General features: G+C 64.1%; 26 protein-coding genes. 12 read left to right on the plus strand and 14 right to left on the minus strand.

The window, feature by feature from the left end; all coding sequences use genetic code 11:
* Positions 1-578: 578 nt before the first annotated feature.
* The gene (locus QDT69_RS20505; RefSeq protein ID WP_279708280.1) at positions 579-1250 is read left to right on the plus strand and encodes a response regulator transcription factor; all 672 of its coding nucleotides are present in this window, start codon (positions 579-581) and stop codon (positions 1248-1250) included.
* Positions 1250-2674 (plus strand): HAMP domain-containing sensor histidine kinase, encoded by a 1425-nt coding sequence (locus QDT69_RS20510; protein WP_279708540.1) that lies wholly within the window; start codon positions 1250-1252, stop codon positions 2672-2674. The genes QDT69_RS20505 and QDT69_RS20510 overlap by 1 nt, the downstream gene beginning before the upstream one ends.
* A gap of 71 nt (positions 2675-2745) precedes the next feature.
* Here the strand turns inward: QDT69_RS20510 and QDT69_RS20515 are convergent, their stop codons facing one another.
* Positions 2746-3180, minus strand: coding sequence for a VOC family protein (locus QDT69_RS20515; protein ID WP_279708281.1), 435 nt, complete (start codon positions 3178-3180; stop codon positions 2746-2748).
* A 399-nt stretch (positions 3181-3579) separates the two neighbouring features.
* Between QDT69_RS20515 and QDT69_RS20520 the strand changes: the two genes are divergently transcribed.
* Positions 3580-5106, plus strand: coding sequence for an amidohydrolase family protein (locus QDT69_RS20520; RefSeq protein ID WP_279708282.1), 1527 nt, complete (start codon positions 3580-3582; stop codon positions 5104-5106).
* A 109-nt stretch (positions 5107-5215) separates the two neighbouring features.
* On the opposite strand, the gene QDT69_RS20525 is transcribed toward QDT69_RS20520, so the two are convergent.
* Positions 5216-5953, minus strand: coding sequence for an enoyl-CoA hydratase-related protein (locus QDT69_RS20525; RefSeq protein ID WP_279708283.1), 738 nt, complete (start codon positions 5951-5953; stop codon positions 5216-5218).
* Between the two features lie 141 nt (positions 5954-6094).
* Positions 6095-6616 carry a cupin domain-containing protein gene (locus QDT69_RS20530; protein ID WP_279708284.1) on the minus strand — a complete coding sequence of 174 codons (522 nt, stop codon included), beginning with the start codon at positions 6614-6616 and terminating at the stop codon, positions 6095-6097.
* Between the two features lie 144 nt (positions 6617-6760).
* On the opposite strand from QDT69_RS20530, the gene QDT69_RS20535 reads away from it, so the two are divergent.
* Entirely contained in the window at positions 6761-6976 is a 216-nt protein-coding gene (locus QDT69_RS20535) for a CsbD family protein (protein WP_279708285.1), read from the plus strand.
* Between the two features lie 56 nt (positions 6977-7032).
* On the opposite strand, the gene QDT69_RS20540 is transcribed toward QDT69_RS20535, so the two are convergent.
* From QDT69_RS20540 to ggt, 3 genes are read right to left on the minus strand one after another with little or no spacing between them, the layout of a single operon-like run.
* Positions 7033-8040: a D-2-hydroxyacid dehydrogenase family protein gene (locus QDT69_RS20540; RefSeq protein WP_279708286.1), complete on the minus strand. Its 1008-nt coding sequence runs from the start codon at positions 8038-8040 to the stop codon at positions 7033-7035.
* A 29-nt stretch (positions 8041-8069) separates the two neighbouring features.
* Positions 8070-8528 carry an FKBP-type peptidyl-prolyl cis-trans isomerase gene (locus tag QDT69_RS20545; RefSeq protein ID WP_279708287.1) on the minus strand — a complete coding sequence of 153 codons (459 nt, stop codon included), beginning with the start codon at positions 8526-8528 and terminating at the stop codon, positions 8070-8072.
* Between the two features lie 35 nt (positions 8529-8563).
* Entirely contained in the window at positions 8564-10150 is a 1587-nt protein-coding gene (gene ggt, locus QDT69_RS20550) for a gamma-glutamyltransferase (protein WP_279708288.1), read from the minus strand.
* Positions 10151-10344: 194 nt separating this feature from the next.
* Between ggt and QDT69_RS20555 the strand changes: the two genes are divergently transcribed.
* Positions 10345-11097 (plus strand): rhodanese-related sulfurtransferase, encoded by a 753-nt coding sequence (locus tag QDT69_RS20555; RefSeq protein ID WP_279708289.1) that lies wholly within the window; start codon positions 10345-10347, stop codon positions 11095-11097.
* Entirely contained in the window at positions 11090-11305 is a 216-nt protein-coding gene (locus QDT69_RS20560) for a SlyX family protein (RefSeq protein ID WP_279708290.1), read from the plus strand. Before QDT69_RS20555 ends, QDT69_RS20560 begins: the two co-directional genes overlap by 8 nt.
* Before the next feature lie 30 nt (positions 11306-11335).
* Here QDT69_RS20560 and QDT69_RS20565 read toward each other — a convergent pair whose 3' ends face one another.
* Complete coding sequence (locus QDT69_RS20565; RefSeq protein WP_279708291.1) at positions 11336-12223, minus strand: LysR family transcriptional regulator; 888 nt, start codon at positions 12221-12223, stop codon at positions 11336-11338.
* A 396-nt stretch (positions 12224-12619) separates the two neighbouring features.
* Between QDT69_RS20565 and QDT69_RS20570 the strand changes: the two genes are divergently transcribed.
* The 3 genes from QDT69_RS20570 to QDT69_RS20580 are packed head-to-tail and all read left to right on the plus strand — an operon-like array spanning position 12620 to position 15029.
* Positions 12620-13033 (plus strand): pilus assembly protein, encoded by a 414-nt coding sequence (locus tag QDT69_RS20570; RefSeq protein ID WP_279708292.1) that lies wholly within the window; start codon positions 12620-12622, stop codon positions 13031-13033.
* A 1-nt stretch (position 13034) separates the two neighbouring features.
* Positions 13035-14693: a pilus assembly protein TadG-related protein gene (locus QDT69_RS20575; protein WP_279708293.1), complete on the plus strand. Its 1659-nt coding sequence runs from the start codon at positions 13035-13037 to the stop codon at positions 14691-14693.
* A 45-nt stretch (positions 14694-14738) separates the two neighbouring features.
* Entirely contained in the window at positions 14739-15029 is a 291-nt protein-coding gene (locus QDT69_RS20580) for a PilZ domain-containing protein (protein ID WP_279708294.1), read from the plus strand.
* 150 nt (positions 15030-15179) lie between these two features.
* Here the strand turns inward: QDT69_RS20580 and QDT69_RS20585 are convergent, their stop codons facing one another.
* A complete protein-coding gene (locus tag QDT69_RS20585) occupies positions 15180-15365 on the minus strand; it encodes a hypothetical protein (RefSeq protein ID WP_279708541.1) in 186 nt (61 codons plus the stop codon).
* A gap of 143 nt (positions 15366-15508) precedes the next feature.
* Here QDT69_RS20585 and hemE point away from each other — a divergent pair, with 143 nt between their 5' ends.
* Positions 15509-16555 (plus strand): uroporphyrinogen decarboxylase, encoded by a 1047-nt coding sequence (gene hemE / locus QDT69_RS20590; RefSeq protein ID WP_279708295.1) that lies wholly within the window; start codon positions 15509-15511, stop codon positions 16553-16555.
* A 159-nt stretch (positions 16556-16714) separates the two neighbouring features.
* Here hemE and QDT69_RS20595 read toward each other — a convergent pair whose 3' ends face one another.
* The 6 genes from QDT69_RS20595 to QDT69_RS20620 form a co-directional block, all read right to left on the minus strand.
* On the minus strand, positions 16715-18346 hold the full coding sequence (locus QDT69_RS20595) for a choline dehydrogenase (RefSeq protein WP_279708296.1): 1632 nt from the start codon (positions 18344-18346) through the stop codon (positions 16715-16717).
* A 178-nt stretch (positions 18347-18524) separates the two neighbouring features.
* Positions 18525-19334: a GntR family transcriptional regulator gene (locus QDT69_RS20600; RefSeq protein WP_279708297.1), complete on the minus strand. Its 810-nt coding sequence runs from the start codon at positions 19332-19334 to the stop codon at positions 18525-18527.
* A 127-nt stretch (positions 19335-19461) separates the two neighbouring features.
* Positions 19462-19791 carry a 2Fe-2S iron-sulfur cluster-binding protein gene (locus QDT69_RS20605; protein ID WP_074127886.1) on the minus strand — a complete coding sequence of 110 codons (330 nt, stop codon included), beginning with the start codon at positions 19789-19791 and terminating at the stop codon, positions 19462-19464.
* Positions 19792-19803: 12 nt separating this feature from the next.
* Positions 19804-20100: a ferredoxin gene (locus QDT69_RS20610; protein WP_279708298.1), complete on the minus strand. Its 297-nt coding sequence runs from the start codon at positions 20098-20100 to the stop codon at positions 19804-19806.
* Positions 20101-20103: 3 nt separating this feature from the next.
* Complete coding sequence (locus tag QDT69_RS20615) at positions 20104-20448, minus strand: 2Fe-2S iron-sulfur cluster-binding protein (protein WP_279708299.1); 345 nt, start codon at positions 20446-20448, stop codon at positions 20104-20106.
* Positions 20449-20469: 21 nt separating this feature from the next.
* Positions 20470-21237 (minus strand): iron-containing redox enzyme family protein, encoded by a 768-nt coding sequence (locus QDT69_RS20620; protein WP_279708300.1) that lies wholly within the window; start codon positions 21235-21237, stop codon positions 20470-20472.
* Positions 21238-21540: 303 nt separating this feature from the next.
* Here QDT69_RS20620 and QDT69_RS20625 point away from each other — a divergent pair, with 303 nt between their 5' ends.
* Positions 21541-23082, plus strand: coding sequence for a hypothetical protein (locus QDT69_RS20625; protein ID WP_279708301.1), 1542 nt, complete (start codon positions 21541-21543; stop codon positions 23080-23082).
* A gap of 10 nt (positions 23083-23092) precedes the next feature.
* Complete coding sequence (locus QDT69_RS20630; protein WP_279708302.1) at positions 23093-24598, plus strand: aldehyde dehydrogenase family protein; 1506 nt, start codon at positions 23093-23095, stop codon at positions 24596-24598.
* Positions 24599-24633 lie beyond the last annotated feature (35 nt).

Below are 24633 nucleotides of genomic sequence, written 5' to 3' on the forward strand. Positions count from 1 at the left end.
GGTCATGCGCCGGTAATGCTGATCGATGCCTCTGGCGGATCAATCCCGTCAAGGAGATCCGCATGCAAAGACTCGCCATCATGATGATCATGACGCTGATTGGCTTTGGGGTGCTTGGTGCTCGAAGCCGGCGCCGGTTACGGGGCAGCAGTGGCCGCAGGGGCCATTGACGCCTTGGCGATCGTTAGCCGCGGCGGCGATTGCGAGGTCCCGGCGCACTCCGGCCGATTGGCATGACGCCATGCTCGCCTATCGACTGTGTCGAAGCGGTCTCTCACGCGTGGAAATCACCAAGCGAAGCATGACGCGATCCGGCAGCCTCCGAAGGCGAGCCGTCGAAGAAGGGATTGAGCTCGATCGACGGAGCTTCGGCGCCCATCCCGACGGGTCTTTCGGACGGCAGCCAATCGGGCGGCAATCTCGTCGCTTCCTGCATCAAAAAACCGACGGAATCGTCAAGAAAATGCCCAATCACGTCAACGTATTGAGATGAAATATCGCACTTTTCCGACCAGCCGTAATCTTATGGTAATCCGTCCGTAATGGTAGAAGCCGTGTCTCATGCTTGGGAGAATGCGGTGCGGGTTCTGGTCGTGGAGGATGACCCTCAGCTTGGGCCATGGCTGCGGGATACTCTGGGAACGGCCTTCGGCTCATCTGATATGGTCACGACGCTCGAGGAAGGCCGGGCCGCGATCGCCGTCCGGAATTTTGAACTTGTGGTGATCGACCGCGGACTACCGGATGGCGATGGCCTCGCCTTGCTGCGCGACCTGAAGCAACAGAAGCCGAGCCCGGCGACGATTGTGCTGACGGCACTTGATGATCCCGTCGATATCGCACGCGCCCTCGACGACGGAGCGGACGATTATGTGGCCAAGCCATTTGAACCGATCGAGCTGGTCGCGAGGGCAAAGGCGGTGCTCCGGCGTCTGTTTCTGGATCGAGGGGCGGTCGTTCGGATCAGCAATCTGAGCTACGACGTCCTCAATCGCGAGGTCTGCGTCGATCACCAGCCGATTGTCGTCCCGCGGCGAGAACTGGCAATCCTGGAAGCCATGGTGCGGCGGATCGGGCGCGTGGTCCTGCGCGAGACCCTTGAAGTTGCGGCCTATGATTTTGACGACGAGATCCAATCGAACGCGATCGAGGCGCATGTTTCGCGGCTGCGCCGACGGCTCCGTGCAGCCAACTGCAGGATCGTCATCAAACCGGTCCGCGGCCTCGGCTATCTGTTGAGTGGTGAATGATGATGTTGAAGTGGCAAACGCTCAAGCGCAGCCATCGCTCGATTGCGGTGCTCTCCGCGACGCTGATCGGCGCGGTGACGACGATCATGCTGCTGTGCGCGGCCGCCTTGCTGATCCGATTTGGCGGTGACGACGATGGCACCTGGGCGGCCGCAGACGTGGCTGACGCATTGAAGGAGGCCGTCACGCGCAACGAAGCCGGGCAACTCGCGCTCAAGCCGACGTCGAGGCTGAACGAGATCACCCGCAATTTCCCGACGTTCTGGTACGTCGTCTCCGACAAGAGCGGCGAGGTCAGCTACGGCCCGATACCGAAGTGGCGTCCCCCGAAGACTCAGACGTCGCGTGACGGGACGAGTTTCCTCGCCTACGCGTTCGACGGCGAAACCACGAAGCTGAAGAAGATGACCGCGGTCAGGAATACGCCGGTGGGCGAGGTGTGGATTGAGACCGGTGGCGTGGTTTATACGGCAAGCCAACTGACGACCGGAATGCTCACCGATGCGACGATCGTTGCGCTCCCCATCATCCTCGTCCTGGCAGCGACGGCAATTACCGCGATGGTTTTCGTGCCGACGCTCATCGCGCGTCCGGTTCGGGCCGTTGCCGCGGCCGCCGAGATGATCGATGGGGTTTCGGATGGCCGCCGACTGCCGGAAGACGATGCGCCATCCGAGCTCTTACCCCTCGTCATGGCGTTCAATCGCGCGCTCTCGCGGATAGACACCGCGTCGAAAGCGCAGCGAAATTTCCTGTCGAACGCAGCACATGAACTTCGGACGCCCTTGACCAATGCGCGCACCATACTCGAGCAGGTCGAGGACGCTCCGTTGCGTACCAGGTTGATAGCCGAGAACCAGAAGCTGTCGTCGATTGTCACCATGCTGCTGCAGTTGGCGCGGATCTCGGCCGAACCTGCCGAACTGATCGACATGGATCTTGCAGCGCTCGCGCGCAGGGTGGCGGCCGAACACGTGCCGATGGCGTTGAAGAACGGAAGCGATGTCGAGTTCACCGAGCCGCGTCACCCGGTCCGGGTGCGTGGCTCGGAAGCCGCGATCGCTGTTGCACTCTCGAATCTGATCCGAAACGCCGTGACGCATGGAAGCGCGGGCGGCTCCGTCCTCATCAAGGTCGAAGCGCCGGCGCGGCTGAGCGTTATTGATTTCGGATCAGGTCTCCAGCTCCGCCAACCCGAGCTTCTACTCGAACCCTTCAGGCGCGGAAACACCGGCACGGAAGGGACTGGGCTCGGGCTTTCGATCGTGTCCCAGGTGATGACCACACACAACGGCAGCGTTTCCCTCCGCGAGACGCCGGGAGGCGGCACCACGGTCGAACTGAACTTTCCGGCCCTTCCCTGTCAGCCGTCCGAGCTGCCGCTGGGGAGAAAGGCCGCCCACACCATGACCGACGCTGCCTGAAGCAACTTCCCCCGCCTCGCACAAGCGAGGTGGGGGAGCGAGGGAGAACGGCTCACGCCGCCTTGCTGCGATCAGGCGGTGGCCGCGGCGGACTGCTTCGTCGCAGCCTCGACGTCCATCCACATCACTTCCCAGATGTGACCATCGGGATCCTCGAAGCTGCGGCCGTACATGAAGCCGTAGTCCTGCTTCGGCGACGGATCGGCGGTGCCGCCCGCGCCGGTGGCCTTGGTCACGTAGCCGTCGACGGCGTCGCGGTTATCGGCGGAGAGGCAGACCAGCACTTCGCTGGTGGTCCTGGCGTCGGCGATCTCTTTCGGCGTGAATTGCCGGAATTTGTCGTGGGTCAGCAGCATGACGAAAATGGTCTCCGAGATCACCATGCAGGACGCCGTCTCGTCGGAGAATTGCGGGTTCCTGGTCGCGCCGATCGCCTCATAGAACGCGGTGGCATGGGCGAGATTGCTGACCGGCAGGTTGACGAAGATCATTTTGGGATTGGCCATGAGAAGCACTCCAATTGGCGGGGTTGTGACCCGAGGACGAACCGCATAGCCGCTTCCCGACGTCGCCGCGCAAATTTTTCTTGCGGCGTCGTACCGCAGGCGGCCTCAGGGCACGATCGGCGTCGGCATGGTCAGGAATGCCCGTGTCACATGCCAGAACAGCTCACGATTGATGGCGAGCGCCACCGAATGGGCGGTGCCGGGCAGGATGATGAACTGCGGTGCGCCGGAGCATAACAGCGCGCACGGTTGCGCGACGCGGGCGTCTCGCGTCCATCGATCCGCTGCACGATTTTGTGAACGCCGTTTGCGGCATTCTGCGCGGACGACGGACGGACTTGGTCCTAGTCTCCGCCGCGGTCCGACCGGAAAAAATCCGGCGAGAAGCGGGAGCGAAGAATGAGCAGCAACCTCACCGACGAAGAACTTGCCGCCTTGATGCCCTCGGAACTGTGCCAGTACCAGACGCCGATCCCGACCCAGATCGTCTCCAGCGACGAGTTCTATCCCGACCCGCAAAACGAACGGCAACGCGAGGTCGAGGCACGGCTGCTGGCGATGGCCGACGATCTCGGCGGTAAGCAAGGCCTCGATCGCCGCAGATTCTTCCAGACCGCGGCCGGCATGGCCGCCTCGTTCGTCGCGATGAACCAGGTTTATGGGCAGCTGTTCGACGTGACGCCGGCGGAGGCCGCAACGCCTGCGATGGCGCAGGAGCGCGCCAACGGATTGAAGGACCAGTTAATCATGGACATGCACACGCATTTCCTGCGCGACGACACCCGCATCATGGGCTTTGTGGAAATGCGCAAGGCGGTCGGCAAGGCCGGCTGGAACAAGGAGCTCAACGATCACGAGCAGACCATCGAGGATCTGAAGTTCAACAACTACAAGAAGGAGATGTTTCTCGATTCCGACACCAAGATCGCGCTGATCTCCTCGGCGCCGTCGGACATCGAGCAGGACTGGTTCCTGACCAACGAGCAGATGGCCGATGCCCGCAAGACGATCAACGACGAAGCCGGCTCGCGCCGCGTGTTCTGCCACGCGATCTTCACGCCCGGGCAGCCCGGCTGGCTCGACAAGCTGGATGCTGCGCTGGCGCTAAAGCCGGAATCCTGCAAGGGCTACACGATCGGCGACAATACCCACAAGGAGATCAGCCGCTATCCCTGGCGGCTGGACGACGAGAAGGTCGCCTACAAGGGCTACGAGAAGATGGTGAAGGCGGGCATCAAGAATGTCTGCGTCCACAAGGGACTGTTTCCGCCCGGGATCGAGAAGCAATATCCGAACCTGCGCGGCTTCGCCGACGTCGCCGATGTCGGCCAGGCCGCCAAGGACTGGCCGCAGCTCAACTTCATCATCTACCACTCGGCCTATCGCCATGTCGGTGGCGATCCGAGGGTCGCGCTCGCCGAATTCGAGCGCACCGGCCGCATCGCCTGGACCTCCGACCTCGCCGACATCCCGGCGCAGTATGGCGTCAACAATGTCTACGGCGATGTCGGCCAGCTGTTCGCGACCACGCTGGTCGCCGAGCCCAACGTCTGCGCCGCGCTGATGGGCACCCTGATCAAGGGGCTCGGCGTCGACCACGTCTGCTGGGGCACCGATGCGCTGTGGACCGGCGCGCCGCAATGGCAGATCGAGGGCCTGCGGCGGCTCGAGATCCCCGAAATGATGCAGAAGAAGTTCGGCTACGCGCCGCTTGGGCCCGCCGACGGAGCGGTGAAGACCGCGATCTTCGGCGACAACAATGCGCGGCTCTACAACATCCAGCCGAAGCGCGCGATGCTCGACATCAAGGGCGATCGCTTCGCGATGATGAAGGCGCAGTACGAGAAGGCGGGCCCCGAGCCGTCGCACACGCGCTACGGCTATGTGGTGCCGAACGGGCCGATCGATCACCGGGTGTTTGTGTGACTCTAGCCCCGTCATTGCGAGGAGCGACAGCGACGAAGCAATCCATTCATCCGCATGCGCGGAAAGATGGATTGCTTCGCTTCGCTCGCAATGACGAGCAGCCGGAGTTTCATCTCCCCGTAAATCTCGGCTTCCGCTTCTCGCTGAAGGCCTTGACGCCCTCCTTGAGATCGTCGCTGTCCCTGACTTCGTCGAGCAGCCGCCGCACGTCGGCGACCGTCTCCAGCGGCCCCTTCGGCATGGCTTCACGGGCGAGCTTCTTCAGCGCGCGGACCACCAACGGCGCGTTGCCGGCGATCTTCGCGGCCATCTCCTGTGCCATCGCGATATGCTGTCCCTTTGGCACGACCTTGTTGACGAAACCGATCTGGAAGGCGCGCTCCGCCGACATCTCCTCGCCGACCAGCAGAAACTCCATCGCGACCTTGTGCGGCATGCGCGCCATCACCGACGAGACGCCGCCCGCGGTGGTTCCGATCTTGCCCTCGGGATAAATGAAACGCGTCGTCTCCGACGCCACGCACAAATCGGCCATCTGGACCAGCACGAAGGCACCGCCGACGACCCAGCCAGACGTCGCCGCAATGACCGGCTTGTCCAGTTCGACGCCCAGACCGGGCACCGCGTGCCACATATTGACTGGAAGGTCGGCCACATCGGCGCCGACCGAGAAATACTTCTCCTCCGCGGAAGCCAGCACCGCGACGCGATCGTCGCTATCGCGGAAGCGCAGCCAGGCATCACGCAACTCGCTGCACAGCGCATTGTTCAGCGCATTGTGCTTTTCGCTGCGAGCCATCGTGATGGTGGCGACGTGATCCGCACTCTCGTAACGAACGAGCGTCATGCTGGCCTCCTACCCTAGACTGTCATTCGGGGGCACGCGAAGCGTGAACCTCGGGTGCGCAATTGCGCACCGGTGAATCTCGAGATTCCGGGTTCGATGCTCTGCATCGCCCCGGAATGACGTTGCAGCCAAGCCGCGTCGTCACTTCTTCTCGTCGGGATGCCGGTGCACCGGATCGACCCACAGCACGTTCTCGGGCTTCTCGACCGGCTCGATGTCGAGATTGATCGCGACCGCCTCGCCGTCGGAGCGCACCAGCACGCATTCCAGCACCTCGTCGGGACTGGCATTGATCTCCTGATGCGGCACGTAGGGCGGCACGAAGATGAAGTCGCCGGGACCGGCTTCGGCGGTGAACTGCAGCTTCTCGCCCCAGCGCATCCGCGCCTTGCCCTTCACGACATAGATGATGCTCTCGAGGTGACCGTGATGATGCGCGCCGGTCTTGGCGTCCGGCTTGATGCTGACAGTGCCCGCCCACAATTTCTGCGCGCCGACGCGGGCGAAATTGATCGCCGCCTTGCGGTCCATGCCGGCGGTCGACGGGACATTCGGATCGAGCTGGTTGCCGGGAATCACGCGGACGCCGTCGTGCTTCCAGCGCTCGTCGTCGTGATGATGACCGTGGTCATGAGAATGGGTGTGATCGTGGGAACCGCTCATCGCTCTTGCTTTCGTTGGTCGAGTTTCGTGCCTGGAACGCTATCGAAAAGCGCGCGCGCAGGCGAGCGCAAAATCGGAACATTGCCAATCGGAACATCGCGGTGTCCGAGCGCGTTGCGTCAGCGTATTTCGAAGGAGTATTTCATGACCAGCACGACCGACAAGATCAGGGGCAGGGCTAACGAGGCGATCGGCAGGCTCAGGCGGCGCATTGGCAAGGCTACCGGTTCTCCGGCGATGCAGGGCCGAGGCGTGATCCAGGAAGCCAAGGGCAAGGGACAGAAGGCACTCGGCGGCGCCAAGCGGATCGTCAGAAATGCGCTCAAGCGAGCGACCTCAGCGGCCCATTGGCCTCGCTGAACGACAACGAGACGGCCGGCCGATCGGGCCCGCTGTTCGAGCATGTGCGACGCTCGTCAGCCGCGCGGGCGCGGATGTGCCAGCACATCCGGATGTGCCAGCACATCCGGATTGACCACATTGGTCGGCGTACCGGCAACGTAGGCCACGATCTGATCGAAGATATCGGTGAACTGGATCTCGTATTCGTCGCGCGAGACGTAACCGAGATGCGGCGTGCAGACCACATTGTCCATGTTGAGCAGCGGGTCCGTCGTGTCGCGCAGCGGCTCCTTCTCGTAGACATCGACCGCGGCCATACCGGGCCGGCCGGCCCGCAGCGCCTCGACGAGCGCGCCCGGCTCGATCAGCGGCGCGCGGCTGGTGTTGACGATCAGCGCGGTCTGCTTCATGCGCGCGAGGTCTTCCGCCTTGACGATGCCGCGCGTGGCGTCGACCAGCCGCATATGCAGCGACAGCACGTCGCAGCGGGCGAAGAAATCCGCCTTGCTGGCCGCGGTCTCGTAACCGTCGGCGCGCGCCTTCGCCAGCGCAGCCTCGCGCGCCCAGACCAGCACGTTCATGCCGAACGCCTTGCCATAGCCCGCGACCACGGCGCCGATGCGGCCGTAGCCGTAGATGCCGAGCGTCTTGCCGCGCAACGTATGGCCGACGCCGATCTGCCATTTGCCGGTTTTGAGCGCCGCCATCTGCTGCGGGACCGCGCGCATCGCCGCGAGGATCAGGCCCCAGGTGAATTCGGCGGTGGCGTAGGACGGCGTATCGGCATGCTGGCTCGACGACACGATGATGCCGAGCCGCGTGCAGGCGTCGATGTCGATATGCGGATAGACGCTGCGCTGGCTGATCAGCTTCAGCTTGGGCAGCCGTTCGAGCAGCGGCGTGCGGATCTGGGTGCGTTCCCGGATCAGGACCAGCGCGTCGGTGTCGCGCAGCCGTTCCGCAAGCGCGTCGACGTCCTGGACATGATCGTTCCAGATCGTGACGTCGTGGCCGTGGAGCTTGTGGAAGCAATCGAGGGTGCGCAGCGTGTCGAAATAATCGTCGAGGATCGAGATCTTCATCGCTGCGCCTCCCCTTTCTCGGGTGCCGCTTATTTCACGCCCAGCAATTCGACGTCGAACATCAGCGTGGCATTCGGCGGGATCACGCCGCCGGCGCCGCGCGCGCCGTAGCCGAGGTTCGGCGGAATGATCAGCGTGCGCTTGCCGCCGACCTTCATGGTGGCGACGCCCTCGTCCCACCCCTTGATCACGTGACCCTGGCCGATCGGAAACTCGAACGGCTCGTTGCGATCGACCGAAGAGTCGAATTTCTTGCCCTTCTGGCCGTTCTCGTAGAGCCAGCCGGTGTAGTGCATGACGCAGGTCTGGCCGGGCTTCGGCGAGGCGCCGGTGCCGACCTTGCTGTCGATGATCTGGAGGCCTGAAGCTGTGGTCATGGGCTTTCCTGCGGTTTGGGCCATTGCCGGACCGCCGGCAACGGATGTGGAGACTGCCGCCGCAAGGCCGGCGAACGCAGTCCTGATGATCGTGCGTCGTGAAGATTGCATCCGGGACGTCCTTCCTTGATTGATATTGATCGCGATCAGTAGCCGAGCGCGCAACCGTCCTTGCGCGGATCGGAGCCGCCGGTCAGCGTGCCCTTGTCCCAATCGATCCAGATGCCCTGGCCGCCGCCGAGCGGCGCGACCACGCTGGTGGTCTTGTGGCCGATCTTCTTCAGGCCTTCGACAATCTCCGCCGGCACGCTGTCCTCGAGCTGATAGACGCCCTCGTAATGCAGGCCGCGCGGCATGTCGATCGCTTCCTGAATGTCACAGCCATAGTCGAGCATGTTGGTCAGCACACGGGTCTGCCCGACCGGCTGATACTGCCCGCCCATCACGCCATACGGCATGACCGCACGGCCGTTTTTGGTGGCCAGCGCCGGGATGATGGTGTGCAGCGGACGCTTGCCCGGCGCGATGCAATTCGGATGGCCGGGCTGGATGCGGAAGCCGCCGGCGCGGTTCTGCAGCAGGACGCCGGTCTTGTTGGAGACGATCGCCGAGCCGAACGAATGCGCGATCGAGTTGATGAAGGAGCAGACGTTGCGATCCTTGTCGACCACCGTGATGTAGACGGTCGACGGATTCATCGGCGGCGCGACGTTCGGCAGTTCGAGCAGCCGGTCCATCCGGATGTTCTTGATGTGCTCGTCGGCGAATTCCTTCGAAAGGATGCCGGCGACATCGACGTGGGCGTGCTGGGGATCACCGATATATTGCTCGCGCATCATGTAGGCGATGCGCGCGGCCTCCGCCTCGAGGTGGAAGCGCTCGATGCTGAGCGGCTTGAACTTGGTCAGGTCGAAGCGCGACAGGATGTTGAGCATCACCAGCATGGTGATGCCCGGGCCGTTCGGCGGGCACTGCCAGACGTCGTAGCCCTTGTACATCGTGCCGATCGGCGAGGTCGTCTCGGTCGAATGCGCCGCGAAGTCCTCGAGCGTGTGCAGGCCGCCGATGCCGCGCAGCGTGTCGACCATGTCGGCGGCGATCTCGCCGCTATAGAAGGCGTCGCGGCCCTTCTGCGCGATGGCGCGTAGCGTCTTGCCGAGCTCGGGCTGGCGGATCACGTCGCTGGCGACCGCAGGCTTGCCGTGCGGCAACAGATAGCGCTCGGTGTTGGTGCCGTTCTTCAGCTTCTCGAAGCCGTTCTTCCAGTCGAAGGCGATGCGCGGAGCGACGACATAGCCTTCTTCGGCGGCCTTGATCGCGGGCTGCAGCAGCCGGTCGAAGCCGAACTTGCCGTGATCCCTGAGGATCACGTCCCAGGCATCGATGGCGCCGGGAATGCTGACGGCATGCGCCGAGGTCAGCGGCACCGAATGGATCTTGCGCTCGAGATACCAGTCGGCGGTCGCCGCCATCGGCGCCCGGCCGCTGCCGTTGTAGGCCGTGATCTTGCCCTCGCCCTTCGGCTGGATCAGCGCAAAGCAGTCGCCGCCGATGCCGGTCGATTGCGGCTCGATGACGCCGAGCAGCGCGCAGGCCGCGACCGCAGCGTCCGCGGCCGTGCCGCCCTCGCGCATCACCTCGATGGCCACCAGCGTCGCCTGCGGATGCGATGTGGCAACCATCGCGTTCTGGGCGTGGACCGTGGAACGGCCGGCGAAGTGGAAATTCCTCATAACGGAGAGCTCGCTTGATCGTGATGGGCTGATGCTGCTGCGGCGGATGGGCGCCAAAGGGATAGCAAGGGGATCGAAAGTACATGGCACATTCATCCCCGACTGAGCAATGCCTGGCATGCCAGAGGGATTATCCCGGTAATGCATGGCTTTGCGGGGTTACGCCGACCCGGCCGGGCTGATAAACCCCGGCCATGCCCCTCAAGGTCGCCGCCTTCTACCAGTTCGCCGCGCTGCCCGACTTCCGCGCGTTGCGCGAGCCGCTGCGCGCGCTCTGCGCGGGGCTCGATCTCAAGGGCAGCGTGCTGCTCGCGCATGAGGGCATCAACGGCACCATCGCCGGCAGCGACCAAGCGATCGATGGCTTCGTCGCCGAACTCAGGCACGGGCCGCTGTTCGGCAGCCGCCTCGACAATCTCGAGCTGAAATTCTCCGAGGCCGCGCAGATGCCGTTCCAGCGGCTCAAGGTACGGCTGAAGAAAGAGATCGTGACGCTCGGCGACACCACCGTCGATCCGACGCGGCAGGTCGGCACCTATGTCGACGCCGCCGACTGGAACGAACTCATCGCCTCGCCTGACATCATGGTGCTCGACACCCGCAACGCATTCGAGGTCGCGATGGGCAGCTTCGAAGGCGCGATCGATCCCAGGATCGCGAGCTTTGGACAGTTCAAGGAATTTGCCGCGCGGCACCTCGACCCCGCGAAGCACCGCCGGATCGCAATGTTCTGCACCGGCGGCATCCGCTGCGAGAAGGCGAGCGCCTATCTGCTCGCGCAGGGCTTCGCCGAGGTCTATCACCTCAAGGGCGGCATCCTCAGATATCTCGAGGAAACGCCGCAGCACGACAGCCGCTGGCGCGGCGACTGTTTTGTGTTCGACGAGCGTGTCGCGCTCGGCCACGGGCTGCGCGAGCGTGGATGCGAGGACGCCACGCATGAATGACACGGCAAGACTGATCGAACGGATCGATGCGCTGGAGGTCCGCCTGACCTATCAGGACGAAACCATCGAGACGCTCAACCAAACCATCACGGCGCAATGGAAGCAGATCGACGCGTTGACACGCCAGCTCGCCGAGCTGCGCGACCGGCTTCAGGAGGCCGAACGCCAGGCGCCAGGCCCCGCTAACGAGCGCCCACCGCACTATTGATCGGCGCCGCCGGACTGCCGCGGCACCGGACTACATGTTGCTCGCCTGACGCATCGGCTTGGCGCCGCTGAAGAACAGGCTGGACAACCGCTGCACCATCGCCGTCGCGCGGCTGCCCTCGAGGCCCGGACGAACACACAGCAGGCGCTTCTGCACCGGAAGCTCCGGAAGATAATAGTCCTTCGCCGAAATCAGCGAGGACGGGATCATCCGCTCGGGGCACGCCGTCAGGCCGTATCCGGCCCGTGCGGCTTCCAGTCGCAGTTGGTGGTTCGGGCTCCTGAACACGATCTTGTACGAGATGTTGTGCCTGGTGAGCGTCCGGATCATCCAGTCGTCGCCCGGCCACGCCAGGATCGGGATCGGGGCGCCCGGCCGCAGCACAAAATCGCGTGATCGCACCCACAGCGAACGCTCGTCGGCCTCGGCGGCGATCGTCACCTCGTCTTCGTTCTCATGTGACGGGTTGCTGTAGACGAAGGCGATGTCGATGTAGCCGTCGATCAATCCCCTGATCACGATCGGCGACATATCGACGTGAACCAGCACGTCGGCGAGCGCGTCGGCGGGATGCAGCTTGAGGAACTCCTCGGCGAGCATCGTGCTCATGCCGAGCCGCAACGGCTGCGGTCCTTCATGATTGCCGCCGAGCCGAAGCAGCTGATCGTTCGCTTCGAGGATGCGCCTTGCCTGCTGCACGGCAACCTTGCCGAGCTCGGTGGTCGTGGTGCCGTTTGCCGTTTTGACGAAGAGCGCGCCACCAACCAGGCTCTGCAGTCGTTTGACCTGCGAACTGATCGCCGGCTGACTGAGGCCGAGACGCTCCCCGGCCTTCGATAGACTTCCCGTCTCTGCAATCGCAACGACGGTGCGAACGATTTCAGTAGGAATATTCAAATGCTGACGTGGTCTGTGCATCGCGAGCCCTCCAATCTCAGCACGGGACGCAATTACGTTCTCCAGTATGTGATTCAGCTATACTAACATTTGGTTGCACTTTCGTTTAGTTTCAATTTGTCGCGGCACCGCCGTGATTGCGCGCCATATGTATTGTTACGTGCATTGCCACGTAATGCTACGGTATCGGACGGCTGCAGCTGCACACGCGCGCAGCACCTCGACACCATCGGCCCCCGGATTTTTGCGGACACGGCATCAAAGATTCTGATCGCCCCATAACGCATCGCGCACCCAATAAGTCCAAGCGCCGCCATTCATCTGAATTGGCGCCCCTGATTCGCGGAAGCGTTTTCATAGTTTTCCTTAATCAAAGCCCCGCAACGTGGCGCCGTAACTTGCGTTTCGAGGTGTCTCATGACCAGGTTTTTTCGCTGTCGAAGCGGCGCTTCTGCTGTCGAATTTGCGCTGATGCTGCCGCTGTTCCTTGCCTTCATTTTCGGCATCATTGTATTCGGTTCGTATCTTGCGATGGTGCATGGCGTTCAGCAACTCGCGGCCGAAGCGGCGCGATCGTCGATCGCCGGAATGACCGACACTGAACGCAACAGCCTCGCAACCAATTACGTCACCGCCAACGTATCGACCTATCCGCTGCTCGTTCCCAGCAACCTCACCGTGAATGCCGCGCCGTCGGCATCGAACGCGAACGTCTACATCGTGACGCTCAACTACAACGCGGCCGGCAACTTCATCTACAAGCTGCCTTTCGTGCCGGCGCCTGCGAGCACCATCGTCCGCTCCGCTGCGATTCAGTATGGGGGGTTCTAGGATGAGCGGCACCCTCACGCTGATGCGGCGCTTCGGCGCCGACGAGCGGGGAAATTTCGCGATGATCAGCGCCGGCCTGATGACGCTCCTGATCGGGTGCGCCGGGCTTGCCATCGATCTCGGCACGATCTTCGCCGATCGGCGCAAGACCCAGACCACCGCCGACCTCGCTGCAATCGTCGCCGCCGCCAATTTGAGCAATCCGGTCAACGCCGCCTCCGCGACGGTGACGCAGAACAACTATCCGGCCAGTGCGCTGGTCAAGGTCGAGACCGGGACCTACACTGCAAGCAGCGCCATCGCGCCGCAGTCCCGTTTCGTGACCCCGGCGGTCGGCGTTGCGAACGCCGCGCGCGTCACGCTGACGACCAAGACCCCGCTCTACTTCGCGCGCTACCTGACCGGCGCGAGCAGCTTCAACATCACGACGACCGCCACCGCGACATCGACCGAAATGGCCACATTCGAGATCGGCTCGCGGCTGCTCTCGGTCAACGGCGGGGCGCTCAATGCGCTGCTCGGCCCGATGCTCGGCACCACGCTGTCGCTTTCGGCGATGGACTACAACTCGCTGATCAGCGCCAAGATCGACGCGCTGGACTTCCTCTCGGCGCTGGCGACCCGGGTCAACCTGACCGGCGTCAGCTATGGCGACCTCCTGAGCAGCAACGTCAAGGTCGGCGATTTGATGGCGGCTGCGCTGACCACCCAGCAGATCACCAATGGCGCGGGTGCCGCGACCACCGCGCTGTCGACGATCTCCCAGGCCGTTACCGGCTCCTCGACCAAGGTTTCGCCGGGCACCCTGATCGACCTCGGGCCCTTCGCCAACCTCACGATAGGGCAAAAGCCGAAGGTCGGCGCCAGCGTCTCGGTGTTCGACCTCGTCAACACGGTGGCGCAGATCGCCAACGGCAGCCATCAGATCGCAACCTCGGTCAATCTCGGCCTGCCCGGCATCGCCAACGTGTCGGTGATCGCGACGATCGGCGAGCGCCCGGTCGGCTCGAGCTGGATCGCGATGGGCACCCAGGGCGTGAGCGTGCACACCGCGCAGACCAGGATCCTGGCGACGATCAACGTTCTCGGCTCCGGCAGCATCGCGTCGATCAATCTGCCTGTCTATGTCGAGGTCGCCTCAGGGACCGCGACGCTCAATGCGGTGTCGTGCGGCCATCCGAACATCAACACCTCGCAGGTCACCGTCGGCGTGACCCCGGGAATCGTGGATGCCTGGATCGGCAACGTCACGGTCGCCGACATGACCAACTTCGCGACCAAGCCCAATCCGCCGCCGGCGACGCTGGTCACTGTGCTGGGGATCCCGATCACGGGCCTCGCCCATGCCGGCATGGGCAACACCACGCCGACCAACGTCAATTTCAGCTACAGCGACATCCAGGCAGGAACGAAGAAGACCGTAACGACGACCAACTTCCTGTCTTCGCTGACGGCAAGTCTGCTCGGTGACCTCACGCTCAACATCGCTGGCATTCCGATCCCGGGATTGGGCGCGCTCGTCATGAGCATCCTGAACGGCGTGACGAGCCCGATCGATCAGGTGCTGGCGTCGCTGCTCTCGACGCTCGGCATCGGGCTCGGCCAGGTCGACGTCTGGGTGCTGGGCATCCGCTGCGACGGCGCCGTGCTGGTGAACTAGAGCACGATCGCGACCGGGCATCACACCGGGGGGTAGGAGACTGCCGTGAGTACAACAATAAGAAGATACAAGACCGACAGCCAGCGAATGGCCTTGATGAAACGCGGCACGATCTTGTTCCGCAACACCAGCGTCGAATGTCTTGTGCTCAACATCTCGACCGGAGGGGCCGGACTTGCGGTGGAAAGCGACGCCGCACTTCCGTTCGCGTTCGACCTCGAGATCGAGAGCGAGCCGATCCGGCGGCACTGCATTCTGGCCTGGCGCCTGGAGCGCCGGCTCGGCGTGACCTTCGAATTCGACCGGATGCAGCGTCCCGAAGGCGGCCCGATCTAGTTGATCGCGACGCTCACATGATACGGCGCCAGGGTGATTGCACCCAAGCCGCTAGTGCGCGCCCGCGTCGAACCGCCACGACGCGGCGGTTCGTTCCAATATGATTGAGCTGATCTCGCGTCGTGGTTAGCAATCGCTGGGATATACCAGCTAATTGTCCCGATTGCCGTCGTGCTTCGATGGCGAGGGCTGCGTGGCGCTGACCGGATCGGAAGCCGGGAAGGTATCCTCCAATCCCTCCTTCAGCTGGTTGCGGGCCTTGCGGTCGGCGGCCTGTGCCTCGTGCGGCTTCTCGGCATGCTTGTCGTGCGCCGCAGGATCGAATTTCTTGGTCATATCGAATTTCTTGGTCATATCGTCCCTCCATCCCTCCCAGAGGGCAACGCGCCCACGCAAACAGGGGTTCCAGAACCGCCTTGGCCCGCTGCGCCGCAGCGTGTATCAGGGGCCAAATTTTGACCGAGATCAGGAACCTTCGCGTGCCCCAGGATCCCACCACGAAGCCGCTCATCGACCTCCTGTCGGGTTACCGGCAAGCCACGCCGCCGCTCTGGATGATGCGGCAGGCCGGCCGCTATCTGCCGGAATATCGCGAGCTGCGTGCCAAGGCCGGCGGCTTCCTGGATCTCTGCTTCACGCCCGAATTCGCCACCGAGATCACGCTGCAGCCGATCCGCAGGTTCAACTTCGACGCCGCGATCATCTTCTCCGACATCCTGGTGATCCCCTACGCGCTCGGCCGTTCGGTGCGCTTCGAGGCCGGCGAAGGACCCCGGCTCGATCCGCTGGCGACGCCCGGCGAGATCGCGACGCTGGCGACGCACGCCAATTTCGACCAGCTCGAGCCGGTCTTTGAAGCCCTGCGCCGCGTCCGCCGCGAGCTTGAGCCCCACATCACGCTGATCGGCTTCTGCGGCGCGCCATGGACGGTTGCGACCTATATGGTGGCCGGACAGGGCACGCCGGACCAGGCGCCGGCGCGGATGCTCGCCTACCGGCATCCGGACGCGTTTGCCAAAATCATCGACGTCCTGGTCGAGAACTCGATCCACTACCTCGTCGGTCAGCTCAAGGCCGGTGCCGATTGCCTGCAGATCTTCGACACCTGGGCCGGCGTGCTGCCGCCGCGCGAGTTCGCCCGCTGGTCGATCGAGCCGACCCGGCGCATCGTTGCCGGGGTGCGCAAGCAGGTCCCCGGTGCCCGGATCATCGGCTTTCCGCGCGGCGCGGCGGGCATGCTGCCGGCCTATGTCGAACAGACCGGCGTCGATGCCGTCTCGATCGATTGGGCGGCCGAGCCGTCGATGATCCGCGAACGGGTGCAGAGCCGCGTTGCCGTGCAGGGCAATCTCGATCCGCTGGCCCTGATCGCCGGCGGCGCCACGCTCGACCGTGCGGTGGACGACGTGCTGGAGAATTTCGGCCAGGGACGGCTGATCTTCAACCTCGGCCACGGCATCCTGCAGGAAACGCCGATCGCCCATGTCGAGCAGATGGTCGCACGGGTGCGCGCGTACAAGGGGTGAGGCAAAGCCCCCCTATCACCATCACGCTGAGGAGCGCGCTCTTGCGCGCGTCTCGAAGGGTCGACGGCCCGAGTCTCTCCGAGCCGCACGAGCGGGGCCGTGCATCCTTCGAGACACCGCTTCGCGGCTCCTCAGGATGACGGGTTCGCTACTGCCGCGCTACCTCGCGTCCTCCAAAATCATGTCCGACGCCTTCTCCGCGATCATGATCGTCGGCGCGTTGGTGTTGCCCGACATCAGGTCCGGCATGACGGACGCATCGACCACGCGCAGACCATCGATGCCGCGCACCTTGAGCCTGTTGTCGACGACCGCGAGCGCATCGTTGCCCATCCGGCAGGTCGAGGTCGGATGATAGACCGTGCTGCCGGTGCGGCGGCAGAACTCGAGCAAATCGTCGTCGCTGACCACCTTGGCGCCGGGATCGACTTCGCCGACCGAATATGACTTCAGCGCCGGCGCGGCCAGGATCTTGCGCAGGATTCGGATGCCGTCGATGAAGGCACGGCGATCGGTCTCGGTCGCGAGATAATTGATGCGGATTTCCGGCGGCACGCTCGCATCCGCGCTCCTGATCTTCAGCGAGCCGCGGCTCTCCGGGCGCAGCTGGCAGACCGAAGCCGTGAAGCCCGAGAACGGATGCAGCTTCTCGCCCATCTTGTCGGTCGAGAACGGCAGGAAGTGGATCTGGATGTCGGGTGACGCCAGCCGCGGGCTGGTCTTGAAGAACGCGCCCGAGGTGCCGGCCGCGATCGTCAGCGGGCCCTTGCGCAGCGCCGCGTAGCGCAGGCCGGCCATCACGCGGCGCACCGGATTGTTGACGACGTCGTTCAGCGTCACCGTCTGGGCGCAGCGCGTGACGATGCGCACCTGCATGTGATCCTGCAGATCGTTGCCGACGCCTGGCGCATTGAGCACGATCTCGATGCCATGCTGCTTCAACAGATCGGCGGGGCCGACGCCGGAGAGCTGCAACAGTTGCGGCGAGTTGTACGCGCCGCTCGAGACCAGCACCTCCTTGCGCGCCTTGGCCGTGCGCAATTGCCCGTCCTGTCTATACACAGCGCCGCTCGCACGCTTGCCGTCGAACAGGATGCGCTGCGCCAGCGCCGAGGTTTCGACACACAGATTGCCGCGCGTCAGCGCCGGCCGCAGATAGGACCTCGCGGTGCTGGCGCGCCGGCCGCGCCGCGTCGTGGTCTGGAAGAAGCCCGCACCTTCCTGAGTCGCGCCGTTGAAATCCGGATTGGTCGGAATGCCGACCTCGGCCGCGGCATGCACGAAAGCTTCCGACAGCGGATCGTGATGGCGCCAGTCCGACACCGGCAGCGGGCCGCCGGCGCCGTGATACTTGTCGCCGCCGCGCTGCTGGTCCTCCGCCTTCCGGAAATAGGGCAGCACGTCGTCATAGCCCCAGCCGGCATTGCCGCGCTGGCGCCAGCGGTCATAGTCCTCGTGCTGGCCGCGCACATAGAGCAGGCCGTTGATCGAGCTGGAGCCGCCGAGCACTTTTCCGCGCGGCTGGAACACCTGCCGCCCGTTCAGGCCGGGCTCGGGCTCGGTCTGGTACATCCAGTTGACGGACTTTTCCTTGAACAGCTTGCCGTAGCCGAGCGGGACATGGATCCAGATGTTGGTGTCCTTCGGCCCGGCCTCGAGCAGCAGCACCGAATGCTTGCCGTCGGCGCTCAGCCGATTGGCGAGCACGCAGCCGGCCGAGCCGGCGCCGACGATGACGTAGTCATACTCGGCGACGTCGTTGGTCGACGCGCCATGATTGTTGTTGTTCATTGGTTTCCCCCGGCCATGCGGCGCGGCCGGCAGAGTTGCGTCCCTGCCCAGCATTGGGAAAAGACCTAGCGAGCGAGGCAGATGCGGTCAAGAAAGTAAGCGCACGATCCGGAGCGGTACCACCGGACCTCTGACCGCGGGATCGATGGCCACAAACGCCTCAACGCGACGCGCGCGTTCAGCTCCCCGCTTTTCGCCGCCGCGTACCGGCGCGTTCCGGGTTCCGGCGCGCGGGCTTGGTCGCCGTTTGATCGACGCGGGAGCCGGACGGCAGGCCGTATTTTGCCGACGCAGCCTCCAGCGAGGCCTCCTCGTCAGGCACATGCAGGCTCGAGAGAAAATCCGCGCCGGCCCGCATCACATGCTCGGCCGCAAGCGTCGCCGCGGCACGCTCATCGCCGGCGATGATGGCGCGCAGGATCGCCGCGTGCTCGTCCCAGGTGCGGGCCTGGCGTACCGGATCGGTCGGTGAGAACAGCATCGCCGTGCGTTCGCGCAGCCGCTTCAGCAGATCCGCAAGCACGCGGTTGCGGCCGGCCTCGGCCAGTTCATGGTGGAATTGCTGGTTGAGATCCGGCAGCAGGTCGTAGCGCCGTCCCGCAACCGCCTCGTTGCCCTGCTTCAAGACCGCCGCGATCCGCTTAATGATGCTCTCCTCGCGGCGGCGCGCAGCAAGGCGCGCGTTCTGCCCCTCGAGCAGCGCGCGGACCTCGACCGTCTCGCGCGCCTCCTCATCGCTCATCGTGATCACGGAGGCACCGCGCCGCGCGGTCACCTCGACGAGCCCTTCCGACTCCAGCACGCGGATCGCCTCGCGCACGGGATTGCGGGACACGCCGAGCTCATCGGCGAGACGGCCCTCGACCAGCCGCTCGCCGGGCTTCAGCCGCCGGCTCAGGATCGCCTGCCGCAGCTCCTCGATGACCCTGCCGTGGAGGGAGAGATAGTCGTCGCCGAGACGTTTGGAGCTTCCGAGCTTGCCTGCCATGAACTGACCCGTCCGGCCGCGCCTCGCTCAATGCATGGACACCGGAGGTCCAACGAGCTGCCAGACTCCTGGCCGAATGACCGCGATTGCGTATTTAGACCGCCGGCTGCATGCCATCAAGCCGCGCTCATTCGCCGTCAACAGCTACAGGCCGCGCCGCCTGCACCGCGGTCTTCGGCACCCACGACACGCTGACGCTGCCGGTCAGAAAGGTCTGGCACGCCATCCGATAGCCGGCGGCGAACTGCGCGTCGGTGAGGTGCTTGCGCTCCTTCGGCTTGATCGCATCGGTGTTCTCGATGCCCTTCTCGATCAGGCATTTGCAGGTTCCGCACAGCCCGCCGCCGCACTTGAACGGAATGCCGCCCTGCTCGCGCAGCGAGACGCGCAGCAGGTTGCTGTTCTCCGCGGCGGTCACGGTTTTCCCGCCATTGGTCAGAAACGTGACTTCGATCATCCCGGCATCCGCTCAGCGCTTGCGCAGTTTGGTGTCCATGTGGCCGAACGTGATGAGGTGCTCGAGCTCGTTCAGCGCCCGCTCCGGCGTTTCGAACTTCTCGAGGAATTTCGAGGGCACCTCGTTCACGATCGGCGGTGACCAGGCCTCGTCGATCACCCTGACCTTGGTCTCCGCGACCAGCTCGGCAATCACGAACGTCGCTTTCCTGATGCCGTAGAACAAATAGTCATAGGCCGCGAGCGGGCGCAGGCCCTCGACGATCTCGGTGCGAAACTGCCCCGGCTTGCTCGTCAGTATCACATACATCGGTCACGTCCTCCCAACCGCGGCGCCGGCCGGCGCGACGATGTCGGCCAGCGGGGCCGCCTCCTGCGACAGTTCAACGTCATGCGTGAGCCAGAGCTGGCAGGCGAGGCGATAACCCTGCTCGATCCTGGCACCGAGGCGCTTCTTCTCTTTCCAGTTCGGCTCCGGCAGGTGCTCGCCGCCCTTGATGATCAGCGACGCGCACTTCCCGCACTTCCCCATCCCGCAGCCGTACAGGAAGTTGGGATAGGGAAACTGGCGGATGCCGGCGCGGACGACGAGATTGGTGTTCTCCTTGACCTCGCCGGTGAAGGTCTCGCCATTGCGGTGAAAAATGACGTTGGGCATCGCCGCGCTGCTCCCCGCGATTCAGGCCTGCAACAGCACGCGTTCTTCAGCCGAGACGCCGCTGGCGAGATCGAGCTCCGCCAGTGGAATGTCGTTTGCGACATAGTCGTGGTACAGCGCGGTGGTGTAGAGCAGCCGCATCTGTGCGCCGACCTCGCAGATCTTGAGGCAGCGCTGCTGCAGCTCGACCGTATTGGCGTGCTCCAGCACGATCTGGTAGCCGCGCTCGCCGTGGATCTCGTCCGACACGATGTGAAGGTCGAAGAACTCGACCTCCTCGTCGGTGAATTTGTACTTCTCGCGCAGGGTCGGCGTCTGCTTGCGATAGATCGAAGGCACCTGCGACTCCAGACCGACCACGAGGCCGGCCACCGCGACGATCGGATCCTCGCGCATCGCCACCGCATAGCACCAGCTCTGCAGCCCCCGCGTCGTCGGCGTCATGTTGTCGGGATCCTTGATGCGCGCCGCGGTCGTGCCGCAGGCCTCCGCGAAGCGGATCAGGAGATCGGTATGACGGTCGCCGCCGATCTCTTCCTCATACATGTTGGCGAGCAGGAAGTCCTTGGCCTCCTGGTACTGCTCCGGCATCCGCGCATAGATATAGCCGAGGTAGTCGGCGAACGGACCGACATAGTGATAGTGGTTCTCCGCCCAGCGTGCGAGATGCGCGCGGCTGAGCTTGCCGCTGGCCCAGGCGACGCTGAACGGCGCCTTGTTGGCGCTCTTCCCCTTGATGGCGTTTTCGAGGGCCGCTCGAAATTCCACATGATCCATCAGCTTCTGCATCGTGGCGCTCCTGTGCCGTGAAGAAATTGCCGTCCAGACAAACCGGTCATGGTCATACCCAGCTTTTTCTGTATACTGTATACGATTTTGGTGACTGTCAACACCGAAGACCGGACTCCTCACCCCGCATCCTCAGCGGCATTATCCGCATGGTAAGCCGCTATTTGGTGCTTCCATTGCACAAAAATGCGGTCAGGATGCTCCCGCCCATTATACGCCGCGTGGATCGCGAGCCCGCAATTTGCGCTTGCCAATCTTGAATACAGTATACATTAATTGCGCATTAGAGGGGAAACAACAAACATGCAGCACGCTCCGATCGTCGCCGCACATTGGGTCTATCTGCTCGGCGTCGCCGTCATCGTTCTCACCATGATCTGGCGCGCCAACGTCGTGGTGCCGTCGGTGATCGCAACGCTCCTGGTCGCGCTTGCATGGACGCACAGTCCGGTCGCGGCGCTCGCCAGCGTCTTCAACGCGAGCTTCACTGCCGCCAAGGAGCTCTTCAACATCTTCCTGGTGATCGCGTTGATGACGGCGCTGCTGAATGCGCTCAAGGTGCTGCGTTCGGACATTCGCATGGTCGAGCCGTTCCGCGCCGTGATGAAGACCGGACACACCGCCTACTTCGTGCTTGCCGGCATCACCTATGTGATCTCGCTGTTCTTCTGGCCGACGCCGGCAGTGCCGCTGGTCTCGGCGGTGCTGCTGCCCGCAGCGATTGCCGCCGGCCTGTCGCCGCTTGGCGGCGCCATTGCGATCGCGATCGCCGGACAAGGCATGGCGTTGTCGTCGGACTACGTGATCGGCGTCGCGCCCGGGATCAGCGCCAAGGCGGCCGGCGCTGCGGTCAGCGCCGCCACCGTCGCGGACCGCGCGCTGGTGCTGTCGCTCATCACCGGCGGCATTGCGCTGACGCTCGCCTATTTCGCGATCCGCAAATCGATCACCGAGCCCGACGACCGGCTGCTGGAGCGTTGGCAGGCGCAGTCGAGCAACGGCGAACTGACGCGGCTGGAGCAGGAGGGCAGCTTCGACAAGGCGGAGATCGCGCGCGGCACTGCGGAGGGACAGCGGCCGTTCGCGACCCAGGCCCAGATCGACAAGGAACTTGCCGGAGTGCCGACGCGCCGCGAAGGCTGGTCGAAATTCTTTGCGGTTGCGACCCCACTCGCCTTCCTCTGCGTCATCGCGGTGATGGTGCTGGCCAAGCTCGGCATCGGCCATGACCTCAAGGGCGGCGACGCGGCCGCGCTGGTTGGCGGCGTCGCCGCGATGCTGATGATCTGCGCAACCTCCATCTCTGAAAACCTGCGCAAGTTCCTCGACACCAGCGCCGACCACGTCACCGAAGGCTTCGTGTTCGCCTTCAAGGCGATGGGATCGGTGCTGCCGATCGCGGGCTTCTTCTTTCTCGGCGCCGAGCCGGGCCTGTCTGCGCCGATCCTCGGAGTTCCGGCAGCCCAGGCACCGAGCCTTCTGTTCGAACTGATCCAGACCGCCCAGGCCTGGATCCCGGGCAACGAATTCTTCGTCGCCTTCGGGATTTTGATATCAGGCATGATCACCGGCATCGACGGCTCAGGTTTCGCCGGCTTGCCGCTGACCGGCTCACTGTCGGGTGCGCTGGCGCCGTCGGTCGGAATGCAGCCTGCGACGCTCGCCGCGATCGGCCAGATGGGCGCGGTGTGGACTGGCGGCGGCACCCTGGTGGCCTGGTCGTCACTGATCGCGGTGGCCGGCTTCGCGCGCGTCCCCGTCTTCCAGATCGTGCGGATCGCGATGGTCCCCGTATTGACCGGGCTGGCGATATCGACCGTCTGCGCGGTCCTGATCTGGCACTGAGGAGAATCCTGTGACGATAGCTGAAACGACGGTCCGCAATGCGCGCCCTTCCACCGAAGGCGCAGCCGACATCGAGGAGTTTCCAAACCTGATCGGCGGCGAGCTAATCTCAAGTAGTTCCGGCAGACTGTTCGCGAACATCAATCCCGCGGACACCAGCGACCTGGTCGGACGCTTCCAGCAATCGACCGCCGCCGATGCGCAGGCGGCCGTCAATGCTGCCGCCGCCGCGTTCGAAGGCTGGAGGCGGACGCCGATCACGAAGCGCGCCGCCATCCTGAACCGGGCCGCCGATCATCTCGAGGCACGCGCAGATCAGATCGCGCGGGAGATCACGCGGGAAATGGGCAAATCGCTCGGCCTCGCCCGCGACGAGGTGCTGCGCTCGGCCCAGACCCTGCGGTTCTACGCCGTCGAAGGACAGTCGCTCACCGGCGAGGTGTTTCCGAACGACGATGCGGACATGACGGTCTATACGCTGCGCGAGCCGCTCGGCGTCGTGTCGGTCATCACGCCCTGGAATTTTCCGATTTCGATCCCGGCGCGCAAGATCGCGCCGGCGCTGATCACCGGCAACACGGTGGTGTTCAAACCGTCGTCCGATGCACCGCTCAGCGGCTATCGTCTGGCAGAAGCGCTGATGGTAGCGGGCCTGCCCAAAGGCGCGCTCAACTTCATCACCGGCAAGGCCGGCGAGATCGGGCCTGGGATCACCGAGCCGCCGGTCATTCGCGCGATTTCCTTCACCGGATCGACGTCCGCCGGCGAACAGATTTGCCGTGCGGTCAGCTTCGTGACCCGCACGCAGATGGAGCTCGGCGGCAAGAATCCGCTGATCGTCATGGACGACGCCGACCTCGATCTGGGCGTGGATTTGACCGTCAAGGGCGGCCTGTCGCTGGCCGGCCAGGCCTGCACCGGCACCAGCCGCGTGTTGGTCATGAAGCAGGTGCGCGCCGAATTCACCGCGCGGCTGCTCGCCAAGGTGAAGGCAATCAAGATCGGCAGCGGCCTCACCAGCGGAATGGACATGGGGCCGCTCGCCACAGCGCGGCAGCTCGAAACCGTGCTGCGCTATGTCGCGATCGGGAAGAAGGAAGCGACGCACCTCTATGGCGGCGATCGGCTCACCGGCGCCGCCTATGACGGCGGATACTTCGTCTCGCCCGCGATCTTCACCGACGTGACCCAGGACATGACGATCGCACGCGAGGAGATCTTCGGCCCCGTGATCGCCATCATCGAAGTCGATAGCTACGCCGACGCGATCGCCAAGGCCAATGCCAGCGAGTATGGGCTGTCGGCCGCAATCGTGACCCGCAACCCGCGCGCGATGCACGATTTCGCGAGCGACATCCAGTCCGGAACGGTGAAGATCAACCGCACCACCACCGGCAATTTGATCAACGCGCCGTTCGGCGGATTGAAACGGTCGAGCACCTCGACATTCCGCGAGTCCGGCCGGACCGGCCTCGAATTCTACACCCAGATCAAGACGGTCTACCGCGGCGTCTGAGCCACGATCGACCATCTAGCCAATCCCGGAAGATA

The sequence above is a fragment of the Bradyrhizobium sp. CER78 genome (assembly GCF_029846235.1).
GTDB lineage: Bacteria > Pseudomonadota > Alphaproteobacteria > Rhizobiales > Xanthobacteraceae > Bradyrhizobium.

Bases quoted from the DNA above. Each gene is read 5' to 3' on its own strand.
- QDT69_RS20510 (WP_279708540.1), top strand. From the start codon at position 1,250: ATGATGTTGAAGTGGCAAACGCTCAAGCGCAGCCATCGCTCGATTGCG.
- QDT69_RS20515 (WP_279708281.1), bottom strand. From the start codon at position 3,180: ATGGCCAATCCCAAAATGATCTTCGTCAACCTGCCGGTCAGCAATCTC.
- QDT69_RS20520 (WP_279708282.1), top strand. From the start codon at position 3,580: ATGAGCAGCAACCTCACCGACGAAGAACTTGCCGCCTTGATGCCCTCG.
- QDT69_RS20525 (WP_279708283.1), bottom strand. From the start codon at position 5,953: ATGACGCTCGTTCGTTACGAGAGTGCGGATCACGTCGCCACCATCACG.
- QDT69_RS20530 (WP_279708284.1), bottom strand. From the start codon at position 6,616: ATGAGCGGTTCCCACGATCACACCCATTCTCATGACCACGGTCATCAT.
- QDT69_RS20535 (WP_279708285.1), top strand. From the start codon at position 6,761: ATGACCAGCACGACCGACAAGATCAGGGGCAGGGCTAACGAGGCGATC.
- QDT69_RS20540 (WP_279708286.1), bottom strand. From the start codon at position 8,040: ATGAAGATCTCGATCCTCGACGATTATTTCGACACGCTGCGCACCCTC.
- QDT69_RS20545 (WP_279708287.1), bottom strand. From the start codon at position 8,528: ATGCAATCTTCACGACGCACGATCATCAGGACTGCGTTCGCCGGCCTT.
- ggt (WP_279708288.1), bottom strand. From the start codon at position 10,150: ATGAGGAATTTCCACTTCGCCGGCCGTTCCACGGTCCACGCCCAGAAC.
- QDT69_RS20555 (WP_279708289.1), top strand. From the start codon at position 10,345: ATGCCCCTCAAGGTCGCCGCCTTCTACCAGTTCGCCGCGCTGCCCGAC.
- QDT69_RS20560 (WP_279708290.1), top strand. From the start codon at position 11,090: ATGAATGACACGGCAAGACTGATCGAACGGATCGATGCGCTGGAGGTC.
- QDT69_RS20565 (WP_279708291.1), bottom strand. From the start codon at position 12,223: ATGCACAGACCACGTCAGCATTTGAATATTCCTACTGAAATCGTTCGC.
- QDT69_RS20570 (WP_279708292.1), top strand. From the start codon at position 12,620: ATGACCAGGTTTTTTCGCTGTCGAAGCGGCGCTTCTGCTGTCGAATTT.
- QDT69_RS20575 (WP_279708293.1), top strand. From the start codon at position 13,035: ATGAGCGGCACCCTCACGCTGATGCGGCGCTTCGGCGCCGACGAGCGG.
- QDT69_RS20585 (WP_279708541.1), bottom strand. From the start codon at position 15,365: ATGACCAAGAAATTCGATCCTGCGGCGCACGACAAGCATGCCGAGAAG.
- QDT69_RS20595 (WP_279708296.1), bottom strand. From the start codon at position 18,346: ATGAACAACAACAATCATGGCGCGTCGACCAACGACGTCGCCGAGTAT.
- QDT69_RS20600 (WP_279708297.1), bottom strand. From the start codon at position 19,334: ATGGCAGGCAAGCTCGGAAGCTCCAAACGTCTCGGCGACGACTATCTC.
- QDT69_RS20605 (WP_074127886.1), bottom strand. From the start codon at position 19,791: ATGATCGAAGTCACGTTTCTGACCAATGGCGGGAAAACCGTGACCGCC.
- QDT69_RS20610 (WP_279708298.1), bottom strand. From the start codon at position 20,100: ATGTATGTGATACTGACGAGCAAGCCGGGGCAGTTTCGCACCGAGATC.
- QDT69_RS20615 (WP_279708299.1), bottom strand. From the start codon at position 20,448: ATGCCCAACGTCATTTTTCACCGCAATGGCGAGACCTTCACCGGCGAG.
- QDT69_RS20620 (WP_279708300.1), bottom strand. From the start codon at position 21,237: ATGCAGAAGCTGATGGATCATGTGGAATTTCGAGCGGCCCTCGAAAAC.
- QDT69_RS20625 (WP_279708301.1), top strand. From the start codon at position 21,541: ATGCAGCACGCTCCGATCGTCGCCGCACATTGGGTCTATCTGCTCGGC.